This is a genomic window from Providencia heimbachae ATCC 35613 (assembly GCF_001655055.1).
GTDB lineage: Bacteria > Pseudomonadota > Gammaproteobacteria > Enterobacterales > Enterobacteriaceae > Providencia > Providencia heimbachae.
This window is the reverse complement of sequence record NZ_LXEW01000048.1, coordinates 180,296-199,433: the sequence shown is the minus strand read 5'-3', so window position 1 is coordinate 199,433 and position 19,138 is coordinate 180,296. Positions and strand designations below refer to the sequence as shown.

Here is a 19,138-nt window from a genome sequence, read left to right as displayed (position 1 = left end):
AAACTCAAAATCCACATTATTTTATTGACACTCCTATCGAGCTTGAATATGATGCCTCCCGTCCAAAAGATTTTGTTTGGGGCTATAGCTCAGCTGGGAGAGCGCTTGCATGGCATGCAAGAGGTCAGCGGTTCGATCCCGCTTAGCTCCACCATCTAATTCCAGATTAGATGGTATGTATTTAAGCATAATGAAATCAAGAACTTGGGGCTATAGCTCAGCTGGGAGAGCGCTTGCATGGCATGCAAGAGGTCAGCGGTTCGATCCCGCTTAGCTCCACCACTCTTTTCTTATCAACACGAACACCTCCATTAATTTCATACCACTTCCCCTTTGATCCAATTGATAAATGCATCGACTTCCGGTCTCTGCTTCGTCTCAGCTAACATCACCAAATAATAAGCAAAATGCGCTGGCCAAGGCTTATTCAGCACTTGCACAAGCCGCTTCTCTTCAATTTCTTGTTGTGCATACTCTTGTGGTACTAAGGCTAAGCCTTGCCCCGAAATTGCAGCTCTAATTAATAAATAATCATCATCAAAGGCACTTCCTCGTATTGCTCTTGCATCATCTTCAACACCATGAGCTGATAACCAAAGAGCCCAATCTTTCCGATCACTATCTTGCAGCAAAGGGTAATCTAAGCAATCTTGAGGTTGCTTAATCTTATAGGATGAAAGTAAATTCGGACTCATCACGGGCAGTAATACAGGCGTAATCAAACGCTCTGAAACTAAATCAGGATACTCCCCTAACCCATGGCGAATGGCAATATCGACGCGTTTATGATGGAGGTTAACCAGCGTAGCTGACGCTTCAATATGTATTTCAATTTCTGGGTGAAGCTTGGTGAACCGGCCCAGTCTAGGCACTAACCAAGATGCGGCGAATGAAGGCACCGTGCTTATTGTCAATACGCGTTCGGTGCGAATATTGACTAATGTTTTCATTGCCCCTTCGATTTGCTCAAAAGCTTGTAATAATGACGGATAGACGCGTTCCCCTGCCGCCGTAAGCGTCATGCTATAGCGATGCCGAATAAATAAAGGTAATCCAATCCGATCCTCTAATAGACGAATTTGCTGGCTAACCGCACCGGATGTCACACCCAGTGCACTCGCCGCATTTTTAATACTTTGGTGCTTAGCGACTTCAGCAAAAGCACGTAAAGCCAGTAAAGGCAAAACTGGATTCATAATTTAGATTCTCTAAACACTAGTTTAGTTAATATGGTTTTATTTAATTAATATTAAAGGAAATAATATAAAAACAAATCCTAATATTGAATTAAATCTAAAGAGAGAGCAATGATTGAACTTTACACCGATAGCTCACCCAATGGCTACAAAATTACTATTTTATTAGAAGAATTAGCACTGCCTTACCTTTTGCATCACGTTAATATTGATAAAGGTGAACATCAGCAGGCAGAGTTTTTACAACTTAATCCTCATGGTCGTATTCCTGTTATTTTTGATAGTGAAACCGGTATTACGCTGTTTGAGTCTGCCGCGATTTTACTTTATCTTGCTGAAAAAACAGGAAAACTATTACCTATTAAATTAAGTGAAAGGTGGGAAGCCATTAAGTGGCTACAGTTTCATTCTGCGAGTGTTGGCCCTATTATCGGACAATGGGTTAACTTTGCTATTTTCGACGGATCACCTAAACAGGACGTTATCGAGCGTTATTTAAATCTTACTTATAAAGCCTTTAGCGTGTTAGACAACCAATTACAAAAAAATGATTATATTGCCGGTAATGAATATTCTATCGCCGATATCGCTAATTTTGGCTGGCTTCACATTGCTCGCGTTATTCAGCTAGATTTCAGTCAATATAAGTATCTTAGTGCTTGGTATGCGCGTTTAGCTGCAAGACCTGCCATTATCAAGGGTATCACCCTTCCCGTCCCAGCGACGGGGGCTTAATCATGAAAAATCCAATGACATTTATACCTCAACAAAAAGCGCTGCCATCTGATTCATTTTCAAATCATGTGGGCTATCGTCGAATGTTTTCCCCTAATGCTCTAACGATTGGATTATTTTTACCCCTTCGCTTCTACCGAGGAAACTCCCGTGTATTAGAAGGGCAAACTGAAATAATCCAACAAATCGATGATGCAAACTTTTCTGCCTTATGGGTACGAGATATCCCATTATTTGACCCACTATTTGGCGATGCGGGGCAATTATTTGATCCCTTTACGTATTTATCGTTTATCGCCGCTAAAACTAATCATGTCGCCTTAGTGACCGGCAGTGCTATTTTTTCACTTCGTCATCCTATTGACCTTGCAAAAGTGGCAACAACTCTCGATCAGTTATCAGGCAATCGCCTTGTTATGGGGATCGCATCTGGGGATAGGGCCATTGAATTCCCTGCTTATGGTATCGAATACGAACAACGTGCGGCTCGTTTTGCCCAGTCCGTTGATTATTTTCGGCAGTTGCTTCAAGAGGGGGAGTTGTCAATTGATTCACCATTAGGTCATTTCAGCCACGCCCAGATGCTTCCAAAATCGGTTACAGGAAAAATTCCGCTTATAGTGACTGGTGCATCTGGTCAATCGTTACAATGGGTTGCAGACTATTCGGACGGTTGGTTAACGTATCCTGATGCCACCAGCAATTCCCAAGGGCCCAAACGATTAGCACAAAAAATTGCGGCATGGCGTGAATTAATTCCTAATCATGATTTTCGCCCGCATGTGACTAACGAGTGGATAGACTTAGTCGATGACCCTAATTTTCCACGTACACCACTGCAGGGTGGTTTTATCTTGCGTACAGGGCGTAAAGGATTGATTCAATTACTTGAGGAGTGGAAAAATGCCGGTGTCAACCATGCCGCTCTCGGTATTCAATATTCCGAACGACCTGCGGCTGAGGTTATTCAAGAGCTTGCAGAGGATGTTTTACCTTTATTTCCTACCCACCAGATAGTATCTGATACGCAAGTAAGCTGGTAATTATTCAAGTATAAAGCGCCTTGTAACCCTATGCCTGATGGCGCTTTATATTTTATGTTCAATCATTACTGTGCCGTATAACCCCCATCGATAGGAATAAAAGCACCTGTAATACAAGGAATGAATCGCTGGGAGCCGACATAAATCAATGATGAGTACGAATGAGTTCAGGCAACACGCGGTAACTTGAAGTATGACGAGTATCTTAGCGACGCTTTAGAGGCTTAACAATACCATCAAGGCCGTCGATTTTTAAGCCTAGTGTCATTTCCATTAATTGCCCTAAACGCCCCGCTGGAAACTCCCCTTTTTTATAGAACCACAGAAGATATTCTTCAGGCAAATCAATTAATATACACCCTTTGTATTTTCCAAAAGGCATATAGGTATTTGCCATATCGATTAAATCTTGCTTTTCCATGTTTGTTCCTTGAAATAAAAAACGGCATTCAAATGAACGCCGTTTTTAACTTTAACACTTTTTGGTCTTTTACAATACTAAGCCAACCACTGCCGCAGATAAGAAGCTAACCAGCGTTGAACCATACAGTAATTTCAAGCCGAAGCGCGCAACGGTATTACCTTGTTTTTCATCTAACCCTTTAATCGCACCAGCAATAATACCGATAGATGAGAAGTTAGCAAAAGAGACTAAGAATACTGACAGGATACCCACCGAACGCTCAGATAGACCCGCTGAAATCGCTTGTAAGCCATCCATTGCAACGAATTCATTAGTCACCATCTTAACGGCCATGATCCCACCAACTTGCAATGCTTCATCTGCTGGGATGCCTAAAATCCAAGCAAATGGATAGAACACATAGCCCAACATGGTTTGGAAGTCGATACCAAAGATCGCAGAGAAAATACCATTAACCATCGCAATTAAAGCGATAAAACCAATCAGCATCGCAGAAACGATAATCGCAACTTTAAACCCAGCAAGGATATATTCACCTAGCATTTCAAAAAAGCTTTGACCTTCGTGTAGGTTGCTCATTTGAATGTCTTCTTCACCTTCCGGTGGGTATGGGTTAATTAATGATAGAACCACGAAAGTACCAAACATATTCAAAACCAATGCGGCGACGACAAAGCGTGGCTCCAGCATGGTCATATATGCACCAACAATAGACATCGACACCGTTGACATTGCTGTTGCTGCCATGGTGTACATTCTACGATCAGACATTCTGTTTAACTGATCTTTATAGGCGATAAAGTTTTCAGATTGACCCAGCAATAATGAGCTCACCGCATTAAATGACTCCAATTTGCCCATACCATTTACTTTTGATAAGACAGTACCAATGATACGTATAACAATTGGTAGGATTTTAATGTGCTGTAAAATACCGATAAGCGCAGAAATAAAGATAATTGGGCAAAGAACCTGTAAGAAGAAGAATGCTAAGTTACCTTCAATCATGCCACCAAAGATAAATTTAGTTCCTTCCGCCGCATACCCGAGTAGATGGGTAAAGACTCCAGCTATGCCAAGTACAAATGATTCACCAATATTCGATTTTAAGAATAAATATGCCAATGCAATTTGGATAACAAGTAGTTGAACAACATAACGAGGACGGATCCCCTTACGGTTACTACTTGCTAAAATAGCAAGGGCTGCAATTACTACTAAGGATAATACGAAATGCAGGATCGAGGTCATGTGCCACTCCAACAAATTTAAGATTCAGTCTATGCGCATATTCTATGTAATAGGTAACATTTAAATGAGACTACCATCACATTAATATGAAAACGAGCTACGTGTATTTTGCAAAAAGAAGGGGTTGATCACGTTTTAGAGCAGCAGATATCAAACAGTCGATTTTTTGGCATGGGTGTTTTTCCAACAATTTAATTTAAGTGTAACAACCACCTACAGCAATTAAGTTGCCTACGCTTATCGCAGGCAACTCAAAGATAACTAAGCCAAATAGAATATAGTTCACTATTAGATATTCAGCAAACGTATTAGCTCCTCTTCATCAATCACTTCAATTCCTAGCTCATTCGCTTTAACCAATTTTGAGCCAGCGGCTTCCCCAGCGATCACCATATCGGTTTTCTTTGAAACGCTGCCAGCTACTTTTGCCCCTAATGCAACAAGCTTATCTTTAGCTTCATCTCGCGTTAGGATATTCATTGAACCGGTTAAAACCACTGTTTTTCCCGCAAATGGGCTATCAATTTCTGCGCTATTGATCACTTTAACTTCAGGCCAATGGATATTCGCTTTGTTTATCAAGTCTGAAATGACACTTTGATTGTGTTCTTCATGAAAGAAATTCACGACATGCTTGGCAACTATATGGCCAATGTCTTGTACCGTTTTCAACGATTCTTCATCAGCTGTCATCACCGCATCAAGAGTAGTGTAGTGTGCGGCAAGATTAGCGGCGGTCGCTTCACCCACTTCACGAATGCCCAATGCATAAATAAAACGTGCCAATGTGGTTTGTTTGGATTTTTCTAATGCGTCGATAACTTTCTGAGCGGACTTAGGCCCCATTCTATCTAGCCCAGTCAATTTTCCCGCACTTAATTGATACAAATCTGCCGGTGTTTTGACATACTCTTTCTCAACTAATTGGTCGATAATTTTATCGCCCATGCCGTCAACATCCATGGCTCGGCGAGAAACAAAGTGCTTTAAAGCCTCTTTACGCTGTGCACCACAGATTAAGCCGCCAGTACAGCGTGCGACCGCTTCGCCCTCAACACGTTCAACATCAGAGCCACAAACAGGGCACTGGATTGGAAAAATAATTTCACGGCTGTCTGCAGGGCGTTTGTCTACCATCACACTCACAATTTGCGGGATCACATCACCAGCACGGCGTATAACCACTGTATCGCCTATATGTACACCTAAACGCTCAATTTCATCTGCGTTATGTAAAGTGGCATTACTGACGATAACACCCGCAACCTGTACAGGCTCGAGACGCGCTACTGGGGTGATAGCACCTGTGCGGCCGACTTGAAACTCAACCTCTTTTAGCAGGGTTATTTGCTCTTGCGCCGGAAATTTAAACGCCGTTGCCCAGCGAGGTGCTCTTGATACAAAGCCTAATTCTTCTTGGATAGCAATCGCGTTAACTTTAATCACCACACCATCGATATCGAACCCTAATTGCGAACGAACTTGCTCGATTTCACGGTAATAATCTAAAACAGCCTGATGACCAATGCGTAACTGGACATAATCACTGACTGGTAGCCCCCAAGCTTTGAATTGCACCAAACGCTCATAGTGGGTATCTGGTAATGTTTCACCTTCCACCAAGCCAACGCCATAGCAATAAAAAGCTAATGGCCTTTTTGCAGTAATACGTGGATCGAGTTGACGCAATGAACCCGCGGCGGCATTACGTGGATTTGCAAATACTTTACCGTCTGTTCGGCGAGCTTCCTCATTTAATGCTTCAAACCCTTTTTGAGGCATAAACACTTCACCTCGGATTTCAACACGAGCAGGAATGTTATCCCCCGTTAAACGCAGTGGGATCGCACGGATGGTTCTGACATTTGTGGTAATGTTTTCCCCTACCGTTCCATCGCCACGGGTTGCCGCTTGTACTAATTCACCATTTTCATACAGTAAGCTGACCGCCAAGCCATCAAGTTTTAACTCACAACAAAAAGTTAGCTCGGTGTGATCCTTTAACCTGTCACGTACCCGCTTATCAAATGCAAGATAGCTTTCTTCATCGAAAACGTTGTCCAACGATAACATAGGAATTTCATGACGAACGGTATCAAAAGCTGCGAGAGGCGCCGCACCCACTCGTTGGGTTGGAGAATCACGGGTAATAAGTTCCGGATATTGTGCTTCAATGGCTTTAAGTTCTTGCATCAATTTATCGTATTCAACATCCGGGATTTCAGGGGCATCCAAAACGTGATACTGATATTCATGATGGCGTAGTTGTTGTTTTAGCGCGTCGATATGTTGTTTTAGATCTTCAATCGCAGGTTTCGTAGTCATGTTTCACCAATAATGATAAAAAACCCCCTAAAGAGGAGGTTTTCTGGAATTACTTACCGTTAAAAACGTAAAGTTAACTGAGCGTGTTTCTAATCCTAGCATGATACACCTCTATTTTCTGAGGTGTCAGCAATTTGCGTTCATCATCGAGTACAATGCCTCCCGAATCTGAAGCGATACGTTGTGCGGCTTGTAACATCAGCTTAAAGTTTTGCGCAGCTTCACCATAAGATGGCACCATCATAAACATGGAAACACCTGGCGTGGTGAAGTCTGACATGGTTTCTGGATCAAAAGAACCCGGTTTAACCATGTTAGCTAAGCTAAATAGGACAGGTCCAGTACCCGACGGATTAACGTGACGGTGGAAGATTTGCATCTCACCGAATTGAAACCCTGCTTGAAGGATACTTTGTAGCAGCGCATCGCCTTGTAAAACTTGCCCTTGATGAGCCGCAACATGAAGAACAAGTACCGTCTCTTTGCTTTCAGCTTTAGCCGCGCTTTCTTGTGTCTCGGGCTGTTGCTCAACCGAAGCAGCTTGCTGCTCACGTTGAATAGGCTGAAGAACATCATGTGAGGCCTGTGCATCAAAACGCGGTTCAATCGGCTCATTTTGGGCTACGTGATTTTTCACCTCGGATGCACTGGCTAATTCTTCTGCCATATTAATTGTCAATTGCTCAGGTGCAACATTGACACGTTCAGCCACAACAGGCTGCACGCGTTCAGCTGTTTCTGGCGTCATTTTTAGCTCAGGTTCAGCATCACGCCTATTCGATGTTAGCGGCTGTATACTAGGCTCAACAGAAGGCTCTTCTTTTACCTGATAGACGGGCTCAGGCACAACGGGTTGCTCAGCCGCCCTTTGTGTTGATTGAGTTTCAGTGAACAATGCAGAATCATCATATTCTGATGAATTCTCCTGAGTGTCATTTTTTCTACGTTTTATGGGTTTGTCGCGAAATAACTTCGAGCGCTCTTTACGGCTGGTCCATAAACCATGCAGTAATAAAGCGACAATCGCTATCGCACCTACGACCACTAATATCAGACGCAAATCCTGCATCGCTGCTATCTCTAGTTGATGAATGATAATGCCATCACGGCGGAAACTACCTTAAGATTATTTGTCAATCGCTCTAAGTGCAACCCTCAGAACGATTTTCTTGCAAGAAAGAGAATATTCTGCTTTCGTTTGCTGCTTTTTTAAGCGAATAATGGCTAGTCAGGGTAAATCCATACCTATATGATACATGTTCAACCGAAAAGGAGAGAACAAGAAGTATGACCCAATCGACACTTTCGCCACAAAAAGACCGTTCTGGCTTTTATTATTTTGCACAAGGATGGCGACTCGTCACACGTCCAGGCATAAAACGCTTTGTTATTTTACCCCTATTAGCCAATATTTTATTTTTAGGGGGCGCTTTTTGGTGGTTATTTACTAAACTCGGTGGTTGGATAGACCAAGTTATCAGCTATGTTCCTGATTGGCTACAATGGCTTAATTATCTTATTTGGCCGATGGCAGTAATTTCTATTTTATTAGTCTTTACTTATTTTTTCAGTACTGTCGCAAATATTATTGCAGCACCTTTTAATGGATGGTTATCTGAAAAGCTCGAAGCTGAGCTTACGGGTAAACCGGCTCCTGATGCAGGAATAACAGAACTGCTAAAAGATGTACCACGTATGATGAAACGCGAGCTAGTCCGAATTGGCTATTACTTACCCAGAGCCATTGGCCTACTCATTTTATTTTTTATCCCAGGTATTGGGCAAACTATCGCACCTGTATTGTGGTTTATTTTTGGTGCTTGGATGATGTCAATTCAATACTGTGATTACCCTTTTGATAACCACCGAGTGAGTTTCAGTGAAATGAAGCAAGCGCTTGCCAAAGAGCGCATGCGTAATATTCAATTTGGCGGCTTTATCAGCATATTAATGATGTTACCTTTTGTGAATTTAGTGATCATGCCCGTTGCCGTTTGTGGTGCCACATTAATGTGGGTTGACCGCTATCGTACACGCTACGCTAGATACTAATCAGTTCTTGGCGCAGGTATCAAGACCTGCGCCGTTCTCGTTTAAAACGCAATTCCTCTTTAATATAACTAAGTCTTTTTTATTTACTTGGTGAACACTTATAACAAATGGATATAAAATATCATTTTGTTATAAGCTTAGACTCAAATCATATTTGCATTAATCCGCTCTTCACGTATGTTAAATTCAAGCGTTATACAACATTTAGGCTAACTGATTTATTTTAAGGATATCCCATGAGCAAAATTTATGAAGATAATTCGTTAACTATTGGCCATACCCCTCTCGTGCGTTTAAAGCACTTTGGGAATGGCAATATTTTGGCAAAAGTGGAGTCTCGTAACCCAAGTTTTAGTGTTAAATGCCGTATTGGCGCAAACATGATTTGGGATGCCGAGAAAAGAGGTATCCTAAATAAAGATAAAGAATTGGTTGAACCGACGAGTGGTAATACCGGAATTGCCCTTGCCTATGTTGCCGCAGCAAGAGGCTATAAACTTACGCTCACCATGCCTGAAACTATGAGTATTGAGCGCCGTAAACTACTAAAAGCACTAGGGGCAACGCTGGTATTAACTGAAGGCGCAAAAGGCATGAAAGGGGCGATTGCTAAAGCAGAGGAAATCGTCAGTAGCAACCCTAAAAAATATGTTTTATTACAACAATTTAATAATCCAGCCAATCCCGAAATTCACGAAAAAACCACAGGCCCTGAAATTTGGGATGATACTGACGGTACTGTAGATGCTGTGGTTGCGGGTGTCGGTACGGGTGGTACAGTAACGGGTATTGCAAGATATTTGAAGAACACAAAAGGTAAAAACGTCACCATTGTTGCCGTTGAACCTGAAACGTCCCCAGTCATCAGTCAAGCCCTAGCAAAAGAAGAGATTCAACCTGGCCCACATAAAATTCAAGGAATTGGCGCGGGTTTTATCCCAGGCAACTTAGATCTCACGCTATTAGACAAAGTTTATAAAATCAGCGATGACGAAGCAATTCAGACCGCGCGGGAATTGATGGAAAAAGAAGGGATTTTAGCCGGTATTTCCTCTGGTGCTGCCGTCGCCGCTGCGGTAAAACTTGCCGCAGATCCTGCCTATAAAGATAAAAATATCGTGGTTATTTTACCTTCATCTGGAGAGCGTTATTTGTCAACAGTCCTATTCGCGGATATATCGGCAGATTAATCATAAACTCGTTAATATTTCGTTAAAAAAGCACCTATTTGGTGCTTTTTTTGTGGCACAGATCAAAGTTTAGCACGGATGGAGATGATTTATAATTCTGGGTTTAGTATTAAACATAGTAATTATTTCGCGCCACGAAATTAATCGTTTTTTAAATCAAGAAACAAGCCAAAAAATTTGTTTCCTTCCTGCTAAAAAGATACGATAAATTCGTCGGTAACACAGAAAAAGACGATTACCGCACAAAGTAGGAAACCTTTTTACAAGTTAACCATCTAACTTATACGCAAACCCAGTTTATTTCATCTACAATAGGCTGGGTCATTACAAAAACTAAAGTTATTGAGGAAATACTATGTTCCAGCAAGAAGTCACTATTACAGCACCAAACGGTCTACACACTCGTCCAGCAGCTCAATTTGTGAAAGAAGCCAAAGCATTCTCTTCTGATATTACTTTGATTTCTGGTGGCAAATCAGCAAGCGCGAAAAGTTTGTTCAAATTGCAAACTCTTGGTTTGACTCAAGGTACTGTTGTGACTATTTCTGCCGAAGGCGAAGATGAAAAGCAAGCTGTTGAATCTTTAGTTAAATTGATGGGTGAACTGGAATAATCTTGTTCGCAGAAAAACCCGTTTTACCGATTTGATATTCTGTCCCTGAATCTAATCATTCGGGGATGTCTGTACAATCTCTTACAGATTATTGTTGTCTCTACAACATCAGAAACTCCTACCAGCAGTAAGGTAATATTATGATTTCAGGAATTTTAGTATCCCCAGGTTTTGCTTTTGGTCAGGCATTAATCCTCAAAGAAGATCCTATCTTAGTTAGCACAAAGAAAATTGCCGACGATCAGATAGAAAAAGAAATTCAACGCTTTATTGAGGGTCGAAATAAATCAGCCGAACAACTCAGCCTCATTAAAGAGAAAGCCGAAAAAAATCTTGGTGCGGAAAAAGCTGAGATTTTTGAAGGTCATATTATGTTGCTAGAAGATGAAGAGCTGGAACAAGAAATTGTCACTCTTATCAAAGGCGATAAAAAAACCGCTGATGCCGCTGCTTATTCCGTCATTGAAGACCAAGCTCAAGCCCTTGAAGCCCTCGATGATGAGTACCTAAAAGAGCGTGCAGCTGATGTCCGCGATATCGGTAAACGCCTATTAAAAAATATTCTTAACATCCCAATTGTTGATTTAAGTGCTATCGACAAAGAAGTGATTTTAGTTGCTGCAGATTTAACCCCTTCAGAAACAGCACAACTAAATTTAGATAAAGTGTTAGGTTTTATCACTGATATAGGTGGTCGTACCTCCCACACCTCTATCATGGCTCGCTCATTAGAACTTCCTGCGATCGTCGGTACCTCTAATGCAACCAGCAAAATTAAAAATGGCGATTATGTAATTTTAGATGGGGTAAATAATAAAATTTACTTGAACCCTTCTGAAGCTGAAATCGACAAACTAAAAACCTTCAAAGATGAATATTTACAAGAAAAAGAAGAACTGGTTAAGTTAAAAGACTTGCCAGCGATTACCCTTGATGGTCATCAAGTTGAAGTTTGTGCCAACATTGGGACTGTCCGTGATGTCACCGGTGCGGAACGTAATGGTGCGGAAGGTGTTGGTTTATATCGTACTGAATTCTTATTTATGGACAGAGATTCGCTACCAACGGAAGAAGAACAATTCCAAGCTTATAAAGCCGTTGCAGAAGCGATGGGTAGCCAAGCGGTTATTGTTCGTACCATGGATATTGGCGGTGATAAAGACTTGCCATATATGAATTTACCGAAAGAAGATAACCCATTCCTCGGCTGGCGTGCAATTCGTATTTGTCTAGATCGCAAAGAAATTCTACACTCACAGTTACGGGCTATTTTAAGAGCGTCTAAATTTGGTAAACTGCGTATCATGTTCCCGATGATTATTTCCGTTGAGGAAGTTCGTGAACTGAAAGCAGAACTTGAGATGCTTAAAGCTCAGTTACGTGAAGAAGGTAAAGCTTTCGATGAAACAATTGAAGTAGGTGTAATGGTTGAGACGCCAGCAGCTGCTGTTATTGCTCGTCATTTAGCAAAAGAAGTTGATTTCTTTAGTATTGGGACGAACGATCTTACTCAATACACCTTAGCGGTGGATCGGGGTAATGAACTGATTTCCCACCTGTATAACCCAATGTCTCCAGCCGTCTTAAACTTGATTAAACAAGTGATTGATGCTTCCCATGCGGAAGGTAAATGGACGGGCATGTGCGGTGAATTAGCAGGTGATGAACGTGCGACTCTGTTGCTTCTTGGCATGGGTCTGGATGAATTTAGTATGAGTGCAATTTCAATTCCCGGCATTAAGAAATTAATTCGTAATGCTAACTTTTCTGACACCAAGGCATTAGCTGAACAAGCCCTTGCCCAAGCAACGTCAGATGAATTGATGAAACTTGTTGATACCTTTATTCAAGAAAAAACGTTATGCTAGGAGCTATTGATCTTTGATGGTCAATTTTCATTCGAATTAAAGACCTTTTAGGCAAGGCGAGAGGTTCGCCGCTTAGTGAACTAAGCAAGAGCCACTCAACGTAGAATAAAATGAGTGGAACGTTCTTTAATCGAACCCGAAGGGCAGATTTTGATCATCTTTTTTAGTTGAGATAGTGATTATTGTTGATAATCAATACTAACCTCAATTAGGCTGATTATTTATTACTCTTTTTAGGCTGTAAAAATAAGCAGCAAAAATCAACCACCCCGAGGAACAGCACATTAGTTCGGTCCCATATAAACGATTAGGAGAAGGTCCATGGGTCTGTTTGACAAACTGAAATCACTAGTTTCGGAAGACAAAAGTAGCAGTGGCAGTATTGAGATTGTCGCCCCTTTATCAGGCGAAATTGTCAATATTGAAGATGTTCCAGACGTTGTGTTCGCAGAAAAGATAGTCGGCGATGGTATTGCGATTAAACCTACCGGTAACAAAATTGTTGCCCCTGTTGATGGCACTATCGGCAAAATCTTTGAAACTAACCATGCGTTCTCCATTGAATCTGATGATGGTATAGAACTCTTTGTTCACTTCGGTATTGATACCGTTGAACTCAAAGGCGAAGGCTTTACGCGTATCGCTGAAGAAGGGCAAACCGTGAAGAAAGGCGACTTGATCATTGAATTTGATTTAGCGATTTTAGAAGAAAAAGCAAAATCTGTTCTGACGCCAGTTGTGATTTCTAACATGGATGAAATCAAAGAATTAACAAAGCTTAATGGCACTGTGACAGTAGGTGAAACTGTCATTATGCGGATAAAGAAATAATTTCTTTATCAACGCCATAAAAAAACCATCAGATGTATAATCTAACATCTGATGGTTTAATTCGTCCTATCGCCGCTTTTAGTCTCTTCGATGACCAATAATATCTTCAGTCACTAATTATCAAAAACACCCGTCGATAAATAGCGGTCACCGCGGTCACAAATAATGGCAACAATGATGGCTCCCGGATTTTGACTCGCAACACGCAAAGCCCCCGCTACCGCACCACCAGAACTCACACCGCAAAAGATACCTTCATACTTAGCCAATGCTCTCATGGTCTCTTCTGCCTCGGTTTGGTTAACATCGAGAACACTATCCACAAGCTCACTGTTAAAAATACCCGGTAAATACCCCGGAGACCAACGTCTGATACCCGGAATTTGGCTTTTTTCAGCTGGCTGCAATCCAACAATATGGATACTTTGCGATTGCGATTTTAAAAATCGACTCACACCGGTTATCGTACCGGTTGTCCCCATACTGGAAACAAAATGCGTGATACGCCCTTCTGTTTGCTGCCAAATTTCAGGTCCTGTTGTATTGAAATGCGCTAATGGGTTATCAGGGTTATTAAATTGGTCTAATACTTTCCCTTCACCCTTTTTTTCCATTTCTTTTGCCAGATCTCTAGCACCTTCCATGCCTACGGTTGTACTAACCAGCAATAATTCAGCTCCGTAGGCTTTCATCGAGGCTTGGCGCTCTTTGCTCATATTATCTGGCATCAATAGCTTTAACTTGTAGCCTTTTACCGCCGCTATCATTGCAAGGGCAATTCCGGTATTTCCGCTGGTTGCTTCTATTAATGTATCACCGGGCTGAATTTCACCACGTTTTTCGGCTTCATTAATCATTGAAAATGCAGCTCTGTCTTTCACTGAACCTGCCGGATTATTTCCTTCTAGCTTCACCCAGATCTCAGCATCAATTCCTTGATTCAAACGCTGAAGTTTCACAAGTGGAGTATTACCAATAAACTGTTCCAGAGTTGACACTGTGTTTTCCTTATATACCTGTTTTTCTTCAAGTTGAAATCTTTAAGGTATAATTTATTGTTATAAGTTAGATCAAATACCGATAAGATATTACCCCAAAATAAATAATAGAAAACATGAAATATCTTCACATAAATTATATTAGAAAAATAGATTATCTTTATTACTATTAGTGATATAGCTATTCTATATTATTATATTACAATAAGTTCATATAATTACCAATCATATTTTATAATTAAATAATATATAAAAATGATAATTATCATTAAGTTAGGCGTATAAAAACCGCATCACTTGTATGCAATGAAATTTATATGAGAATAATGCTGACGGGCATACCCAGAAAGGAATAGAAAAATATAACACCAATAGTAGACATTTATTGGTGTTATTCATTTAACAAATTATATTCATGCACTTTGCGCTAATTGGGGAAATAATAATTCGTTATTACCTTGATAAATTTTTGCTTGCTGACTCCCGAGAAAGTATTGCTCTCCCCTTAAAGGGATGGTATCCGATGATTGCCACACCACAGATATCGGTTCTTTCCCCCAACCTAAAGGCTGTACAGTTAACTGCCAAAAATGCCCTCTCGGTCCAGATTCAGTCACTCTCACAGGCAAACGATGCTGTTCATCAACTTCTTTAACCAATGAAATATCCCAAGGCCTTAAAAAGACATCTACGTCACCTTGTTGAGTACTGATATGGCTTAATGGAAATGTATATCCATCAATGTGTAGCTGAGAGCCGATGATTTGTCCTTGAAGTTGATTAATCTCACCCATAAATTCAAGTACAAAGCGAGTTTCTGGTCGCTGCCAAATATCATTCGGTGTACCCACTTGCTCAATATGCCCTTGGCTCATCACCACTATTCTATCAGCAACTTCCATCGCTTCTTCTTGGTCATGAGTCACAAATACACTAGTAAATTTCAATTCTTCATGCAACTGGCGTAACCAGCGGCGTAACTCAATACGCACTTGAGCATCAAGTGCGCCAAAAGGTTCATCAAGTAGTAATATTTGAGGTTCAACCGCTAATGCCCTTGCTAACGCAACACGCTGTTTTTGCCCGCCAGAAAGCTGGGCTGGATAACGGGTAGCCAGATGAGACAGTTGCACCATCTCTAATAGTTGCATTACTTTTTGCTTAATTGCTGCGATAGAAGGCCGCTCTTTTCTTGGTAATACAGTTAAACCAAAAGCAACATTATCAAATACCGTCATATGTCGAAAAAGCGCATAATGCTGAAAAACAAACCCCACTCGGCGATCTTTTGCATGAATACGGCTCACATCTTGCCCATGGAAACGCAGGCTCCCCTGAGTTTGTTGTTCTAAACCTGCAATAATTCTAAGTAAGGTGGTTTTTCCTGAGCCCGATGGCCCTAATAATGCCACCATTTCACCTGATGCAATATCCAGCGAAATATTGTTCAGTACCGATGTTTTACCAAATAACTTACCAATTTTTTCGATTTCAATACTCATGATTAATGAACTCCTGATTCGGATTGCTGTCGGCTCAGATGCCATTGCAATACACTTTTTACGATCAATGTAAGAATTGCCATCAACGCAAGAATTGCAGCTGCCGTAAATGCGCCTACGGTATTGTAATCCTGATGCAGCAACTCCACTTGTAGTGGTAAGGTGTAGGTTTCCCCTCGAATAGCCCCAGAGACCACCGATACCGCACCGAATTCACCAATCGCTCGAGCGTTAGTCAAAATCACGCCATATAACAGCGCCCAACGAATATTTGGCAATGTGACACGCCAAAACATTTTCCAGCCTGAGGCTCCTAGCAATACCGCAGCTTCATCTTCCTGGCTTCCTTGGCTAAGCATTAAAGGAACTAATTCCCTTACCACGAATGGACAAGTCACAAAAATAGTCACCAAAGCCATTCCTTGCCAAGAGAACATTAACTGGATATCAAACCCTTCTAACCAGCTCCCAAACCAACTATTAGAACCATAAAAAAGGAGATATAACAGCCCTGCGACAACAGGTGAAACAGCAAAAGGAATATCCACCAATGTCAGCAATAATTGTCGTCCGGGAAAATGGAAGCGTGTGACTAACCATGCCATCATGGTGCCAAAAACCAGATTAACAGGGACTGTAATAGCCGCAATTAATACAGTTAAACCAATCGCATGAAGCATATCTGCATTATTTAAATTCATTAAAACCGCATCAAAACCCTTTTGAAATGCGGTAATAAAAATCCAAACGATAGGAATAATTAGCAATAAAATTGAGAAAAAAATACCAATGGCGATTAACGCCCATTTTCCCCAATTAATCGGTGGCTTACGCGATAAATCAATTGGTGTAATTTGCGCCATTATTTGCCCCCTAACCGTTTGCCAAATCGGCTTTGTACCACGTTAACGCTAAAGAGTAGCAATAATGAAACCGCTAAAATGACCGATGCCACCGCACTCGCCGCTGGGTAATCAAATTGCTGTAACTGACTAAATATCATCAAAGAAACCACTTCGGTTTGCCATGCGATATTGCCTGCAATAAAAATGATCGCCCCAAACTCTCCCAAACTACGCGTAAAAGATAAAACAGTTCCTGCGAGTAATGCAGGGGAAACTTCGGGTAGTACGACACGGCGAAAGGTTTGCCAACGGCTTGCGCCAAGCGTTTGAGCCGCTTCTTCATACTCTGGACCTAATTCTTCCAAAACAGGTTGTACCGTCCGCACGACAAAAGGGATGCTGGTAAATGCCATCGCAACCGCTATGCCTAGCCATGTATTCACCACTTTGATATCAAACTGATGAAGATATTGCCCGTACCAACCGGATGTCGCGAATAAAGTAGCAAGTGTTAGCCCAGCGACTGCGGTTGGTAATGCAAAAGGTAAATCTACTAAACCATCTAAAAATAAGCGTCCCGGAAAACGATATCGGGTTAAAATCCAAGCCAGTAGCATGCCAAAAACGGCATTAAATAAACTCGCCACCAAGGCGGCCAGCAATGTGACTTTATACGCTGCAACCACTTGTGGATAGCTAATCACTGCCCAATATTGCTGCCATGTCATTTCAGATAATTGGATCACTAAAGCACTCAGTGGTAGCAGCAAAATCAAGCAGGTATAAAGTAAGCTGCTACCGAGTGTTAGGCCAAATCCTGGCAGAAAACGCTTTCCAGATTTACGCATTAACGGCGACCTTGAGCCATCAGTTCATCGAACTCCCCGCCCGTTGAAAAATGGATATCCATTACTTTTGGCCAACTTTCAAATTGCGACTCCACCGTAAATAATTTCGTTTCTGGAAATTTACTTTTATTCGCTTCCATTACCGCTTTATCATTAACGCGATAATTAAAGCTGGTGATCGTTTCTTGTGCTTTTGGGCTATACAGATAATTTAAGTAGGCTTTAGCAACAGCTTCTGTGCCATTTTTTTGCACATTTTTATCTACCCAAGAAACTGGAAATTCCGCCAAAATATCAACAGGTGGCACAATTACTTCATAATCAGATTCACCATACTGGCTGCGAATATTATTTACTTCTGATTCGAAACTGATTAATACATCACCAAGGTCTCTTTCAATGAATGAAGTGGTTGCACCACGGCCTCCGGTATCAAAAACCTCAACGTTCTTTAAAAATTGTTTCATTTGCTGACGAGTTTTATTCGTGTCCCCCCCATTTTCTTGGTTGAACGCTCCCCAAGCGGCTAAATAGGTATAGCGTCCGTTACCCGATGTTTTTGGGTTAGGGAAAATCAACTTTACGTCTTCACGAACTAGGTCATCCCACGTTTTAATGCCTTTTGGGTTACCTTTGCGGACTAAAAATGCCATGGTGGAATAATAAGGGGAGCTATTATTAGGTAAACGAGCTTGCCAATCAGCTGGAATTAAATTGCCTTTATCATGTAAAATTTGCACATCTGTGACCTGATTATAAGTCACTACATCTGCTTTAAGCCCTTGTAAAATAGCTAAAGCTTGTTTTGATGAACCTGCATGAGATTGCTTGATGGTCAATTTGTCATCGGGATGCGCTTCATTCCATTGTTTTTCAAAGTCGGGATTTAGGGCTACAAATAATTCACGGGCAATATCATAAGAGCTATTCAGTAACTCTGCCGCATACAATTGTGAGCTGCCAAACAACGAAAGTGTTGCCAAACTGGCTAATGCTGTTTTTTTTAAGCTATTTTTTTTCATTAGATACCCACTCGTTACTAAACCAAAATTATCGTATTGAAGAATACTGTATATGCTTTAGTTATAACTGTGTAGTTATCAATCACTATTTAATATATCAAATTAGAATATCAAAGAAATTATGGAAATAAGCCATAAAATTATTATTTATTTTAAGTCGTTAGCAACATGAGCAGTGCTCAATTCGAGCATTTTTTTCGAAAGGAAAAATATTTGATAAGGATTTATACAAAAAACAATATATAGCCGCTAGCATCCTCAAAGTCACCTTTTCAAAACATCACTTTTGTAGCTAACGAATTAGTTAGTGGGTTACTCTAAATAATTCGAGCCGTAGCTAGGCGGCAATTGAGCTAATCCCAAGGAGCATACATAAGTATGTGACTTGGGTTGGC

Annotated in this window: 17 protein-coding genes and 2 tRNA genes; 9 read left to right on the top strand and 10 right to left on the bottom strand. The window is 41.1% G+C overall.

The window, feature by feature from the left end:
* The first annotated feature begins 78 nt into the window (after positions 1–78).
* Both M998_RS17730 and M998_RS17725 read left to right on the top strand, forming a co-directional pair.
* Positions 79–154 (top strand) — tRNA-Ala (locus M998_RS17730).
* Between the two features lie 52 nt (positions 155–206).
* Positions 207–282, top strand: a tRNA-Ala gene (locus M998_RS17725).
* A gap of 35 nt (positions 283–317) precedes the next feature.
* On the opposite strand, the gene M998_RS17720 is transcribed toward M998_RS17725, so the two are convergent.
* On the bottom strand, positions 318–1,196 hold the full coding sequence (locus M998_RS17720) for a LysR substrate-binding domain-containing protein (RefSeq protein ID WP_068445177.1): 879 nt from the start codon (positions 1,194–1,196) through the stop codon (positions 318–320).
* 111 nt (positions 1,197–1,307) lie between these two features.
* Here M998_RS17720 and M998_RS17715 point away from each other — a divergent pair, with 111 nt between their 5' ends.
* Entirely contained in the window at positions 1,308–1,931 is a 624-nt protein-coding gene (locus M998_RS17715; RefSeq protein ID WP_068910105.1) for a glutathione S-transferase family protein, read from the top strand.
* Positions 1,932–1,933: 2 nt separating this feature from the next.
* Entirely contained in the window at positions 1,934–2,974 is a 1,041-nt protein-coding gene (locus M998_RS17710; RefSeq protein WP_232007545.1) for an LLM class oxidoreductase, read from the top strand.
* 205 nt (positions 2,975–3,179) lie between these two features.
* Here M998_RS17710 and M998_RS17705 read toward each other — a convergent pair whose 3' ends face one another.
* From M998_RS17705 to zipA, 4 genes are all read right to left on the bottom strand, one after another.
* Positions 3,180–3,395: a DUF3820 family protein gene (locus M998_RS17705; RefSeq protein WP_068445182.1), complete on the bottom strand. Its 216-nt coding sequence runs from the start codon at positions 3,393–3,395 to the stop codon at positions 3,180–3,182.
* Positions 3,396–3,464: 69 nt separating this feature from the next.
* The gene (locus tag M998_RS17700) at positions 3,465–4,649 is read right to left on the bottom strand and encodes a NupC/NupG family nucleoside CNT transporter (protein WP_068445186.1); all 1,185 of its coding nucleotides are present in this window, start codon (positions 4,647–4,649) and stop codon (positions 3,465–3,467) included.
* Between the two features lie 288 nt (positions 4,650–4,937).
* Positions 4,938–6,974, bottom strand: coding sequence for an NAD-dependent DNA ligase LigA (ligA, locus tag M998_RS17695; RefSeq protein WP_068910103.1), 2,037 nt, complete (start codon positions 6,972–6,974; stop codon positions 4,938–4,940).
* Positions 6,975–7,047: 73 nt separating this feature from the next.
* Positions 7,048–8,043 carry a cell division protein ZipA gene (gene zipA / locus M998_RS17690; protein WP_068445189.1) on the bottom strand — a complete coding sequence of 332 codons (996 nt, stop codon included), beginning with the start codon at positions 8,041–8,043 and terminating at the stop codon, positions 7,048–7,050.
* 218 nt (positions 8,044–8,261) lie between these two features.
* On the opposite strand from zipA, the gene cysZ reads away from it, so the two are divergent.
* From cysZ to crr, 5 genes are all read left to right on the top strand, one after another.
* On the top strand, positions 8,262–9,026 hold the full coding sequence (cysZ, locus tag M998_RS17685) for a sulfate transporter CysZ (RefSeq protein ID WP_068445191.1): 765 nt from the start codon (positions 8,262–8,264) through the stop codon (positions 9,024–9,026).
* A 236-nt stretch (positions 9,027–9,262) separates the two neighbouring features.
* A complete protein-coding gene (cysK, locus tag M998_RS17680; RefSeq protein WP_068910102.1) occupies positions 9,263–10,216 on the top strand; it encodes a cysteine synthase A in 954 nt (317 codons plus the stop codon).
* A 355-nt stretch (positions 10,217–10,571) separates the two neighbouring features.
* Positions 10,572–10,829: a phosphocarrier protein Hpr gene (gene ptsH, locus M998_RS17675; RefSeq protein WP_068445195.1), complete on the top strand. Its 258-nt coding sequence runs from the start codon at positions 10,572–10,574 to the stop codon at positions 10,827–10,829.
* A gap of 140 nt (positions 10,830–10,969) precedes the next feature.
* Positions 10,970–12,697 carry a phosphoenolpyruvate-protein phosphotransferase PtsI gene (gene ptsI / locus M998_RS17670; protein ID WP_068910100.1) on the top strand — a complete coding sequence of 576 codons (1,728 nt, stop codon included), beginning with the start codon at positions 10,970–10,972 and terminating at the stop codon, positions 12,695–12,697.
* Positions 12,698–13,018: 321 nt separating this feature from the next.
* On the top strand, positions 13,019–13,528 hold the full coding sequence (crr, locus tag M998_RS17665) for a PTS glucose transporter subunit IIA (RefSeq protein ID WP_068445199.1): 510 nt from the start codon (positions 13,019–13,021) through the stop codon (positions 13,526–13,528).
* A 113-nt stretch (positions 13,529–13,641) separates the two neighbouring features.
* Here crr and cysM read toward each other — a convergent pair whose 3' ends face one another.
* The 5 genes from cysM to M998_RS17640 form a co-directional block, all read right to left on the bottom strand.
* Complete coding sequence (gene cysM / locus M998_RS17660; protein WP_068445201.1) at positions 13,642–14,526, bottom strand: cysteine synthase CysM; 885 nt, start codon at positions 14,524–14,526, stop codon at positions 13,642–13,644.
* A 413-nt stretch (positions 14,527–14,939) separates the two neighbouring features.
* Positions 14,940–16,028 carry a sulfate/thiosulfate ABC transporter ATP-binding protein CysA gene (gene cysA / locus M998_RS17655; protein WP_068910098.1) on the bottom strand — a complete coding sequence of 363 codons (1,089 nt, stop codon included), beginning with the start codon at positions 16,026–16,028 and terminating at the stop codon, positions 14,940–14,942.
* A 2-nt stretch (positions 16,029–16,030) separates the two neighbouring features.
* Positions 16,031–16,891, bottom strand: coding sequence for a sulfate/thiosulfate ABC transporter permease CysW (cysW, locus tag M998_RS17650; RefSeq protein ID WP_068445204.1), 861 nt, complete (start codon positions 16,889–16,891; stop codon positions 16,031–16,033).
* Positions 16,891–17,721 (bottom strand): sulfate/thiosulfate ABC transporter permease CysT, encoded by an 831-nt coding sequence (gene cysT / locus M998_RS17645; protein WP_068445206.1) that lies wholly within the window; start codon positions 17,719–17,721, stop codon positions 16,891–16,893. Before cysT ends, cysW begins: the two co-directional genes overlap by 1 nt.
* Entirely contained in the window at positions 17,721–18,743 is a 1,023-nt protein-coding gene (locus M998_RS17640) for a sulfate ABC transporter substrate-binding protein (RefSeq protein WP_068910096.1), read from the bottom strand. Before M998_RS17640 ends, cysT begins: the two co-directional genes overlap by 1 nt.
* Positions 18,744–19,138: the final 395 nt, after the last annotated feature.

What these genes read in the sequence shown, in the direction of transcription:
- cysZ (WP_068445191.1), top strand. Translation starts at nt 8,262, where the DNA reads ATGACCCAATCGACACTTTCGCCACAAAAAGACCGTTCTGGCTTTTAT.
- M998_RS17705 (WP_068445182.1), bottom strand. Translation starts at nt 3,395, where the DNA reads ATGGAAAAGCAAGATTTAATCGATATGGCAAATACCTATATGCCTTTT.
- ptsI (WP_068910100.1), top strand. Translation starts at nt 10,970, where the DNA reads ATGATTTCAGGAATTTTAGTATCCCCAGGTTTTGCTTTTGGTCAGGCA.
- M998_RS17710 (WP_232007545.1), top strand. Translation starts at nt 1,934, where the DNA reads ATGAAAAATCCAATGACATTTATACCTCAACAAAAAGCGCTGCCATCT.
- M998_RS17715 (WP_068910105.1), top strand. Translation starts at nt 1,308, where the DNA reads ATGATTGAACTTTACACCGATAGCTCACCCAATGGCTACAAAATTACT.
- cysK (WP_068910102.1), top strand. Translation starts at nt 9,263, where the DNA reads ATGAGCAAAATTTATGAAGATAATTCGTTAACTATTGGCCATACCCCT.
- ligA (WP_068910103.1), bottom strand. Translation starts at nt 6,974, where the DNA reads ATGACTACGAAACCTGCGATTGAAGATCTAAAACAACATATCGACGCG.
- M998_RS17700 (WP_068445186.1), bottom strand. Translation starts at nt 4,649, where the DNA reads ATGACCTCGATCCTGCATTTCGTATTATCCTTAGTAGTAATTGCAGCC.
- crr (WP_068445199.1), top strand. Translation starts at nt 13,019, where the DNA reads ATGGGTCTGTTTGACAAACTGAAATCACTAGTTTCGGAAGACAAAAGT.
- cysA (WP_068910098.1), bottom strand. Translation starts at nt 16,028, where the DNA reads ATGAGTATTGAAATCGAAAAAATTGGTAAGTTATTTGGTAAAACATCG.
- M998_RS17640 (WP_068910096.1), bottom strand. Translation starts at nt 18,743, where the DNA reads ATGAAAAAAAATAGCTTAAAAAAAACAGCATTAGCCAGTTTGGCAACA.
- M998_RS17720 (WP_068445177.1), bottom strand. Translation starts at nt 1,196, where the DNA reads ATGAATCCAGTTTTGCCTTTACTGGCTTTACGTGCTTTTGCTGAAGTC.
- cysT (WP_068445206.1), bottom strand. Translation starts at nt 17,721, where the DNA reads ATGCGTAAATCTGGAAAGCGTTTTCTGCCAGGATTTGGCCTAACACTC.
- cysW (WP_068445204.1), bottom strand. Translation starts at nt 16,891, where the DNA reads ATGGCGCAAATTACACCAATTGATTTATCGCGTAAGCCACCGATTAAT.
- ptsH (WP_068445195.1), top strand. Translation starts at nt 10,572, where the DNA reads ATGTTCCAGCAAGAAGTCACTATTACAGCACCAAACGGTCTACACACT.
- zipA (WP_068445189.1), bottom strand. Translation starts at nt 8,043, where the DNA reads ATGCAGGATTTGCGTCTGATATTAGTGGTCGTAGGTGCGATAGCGATT.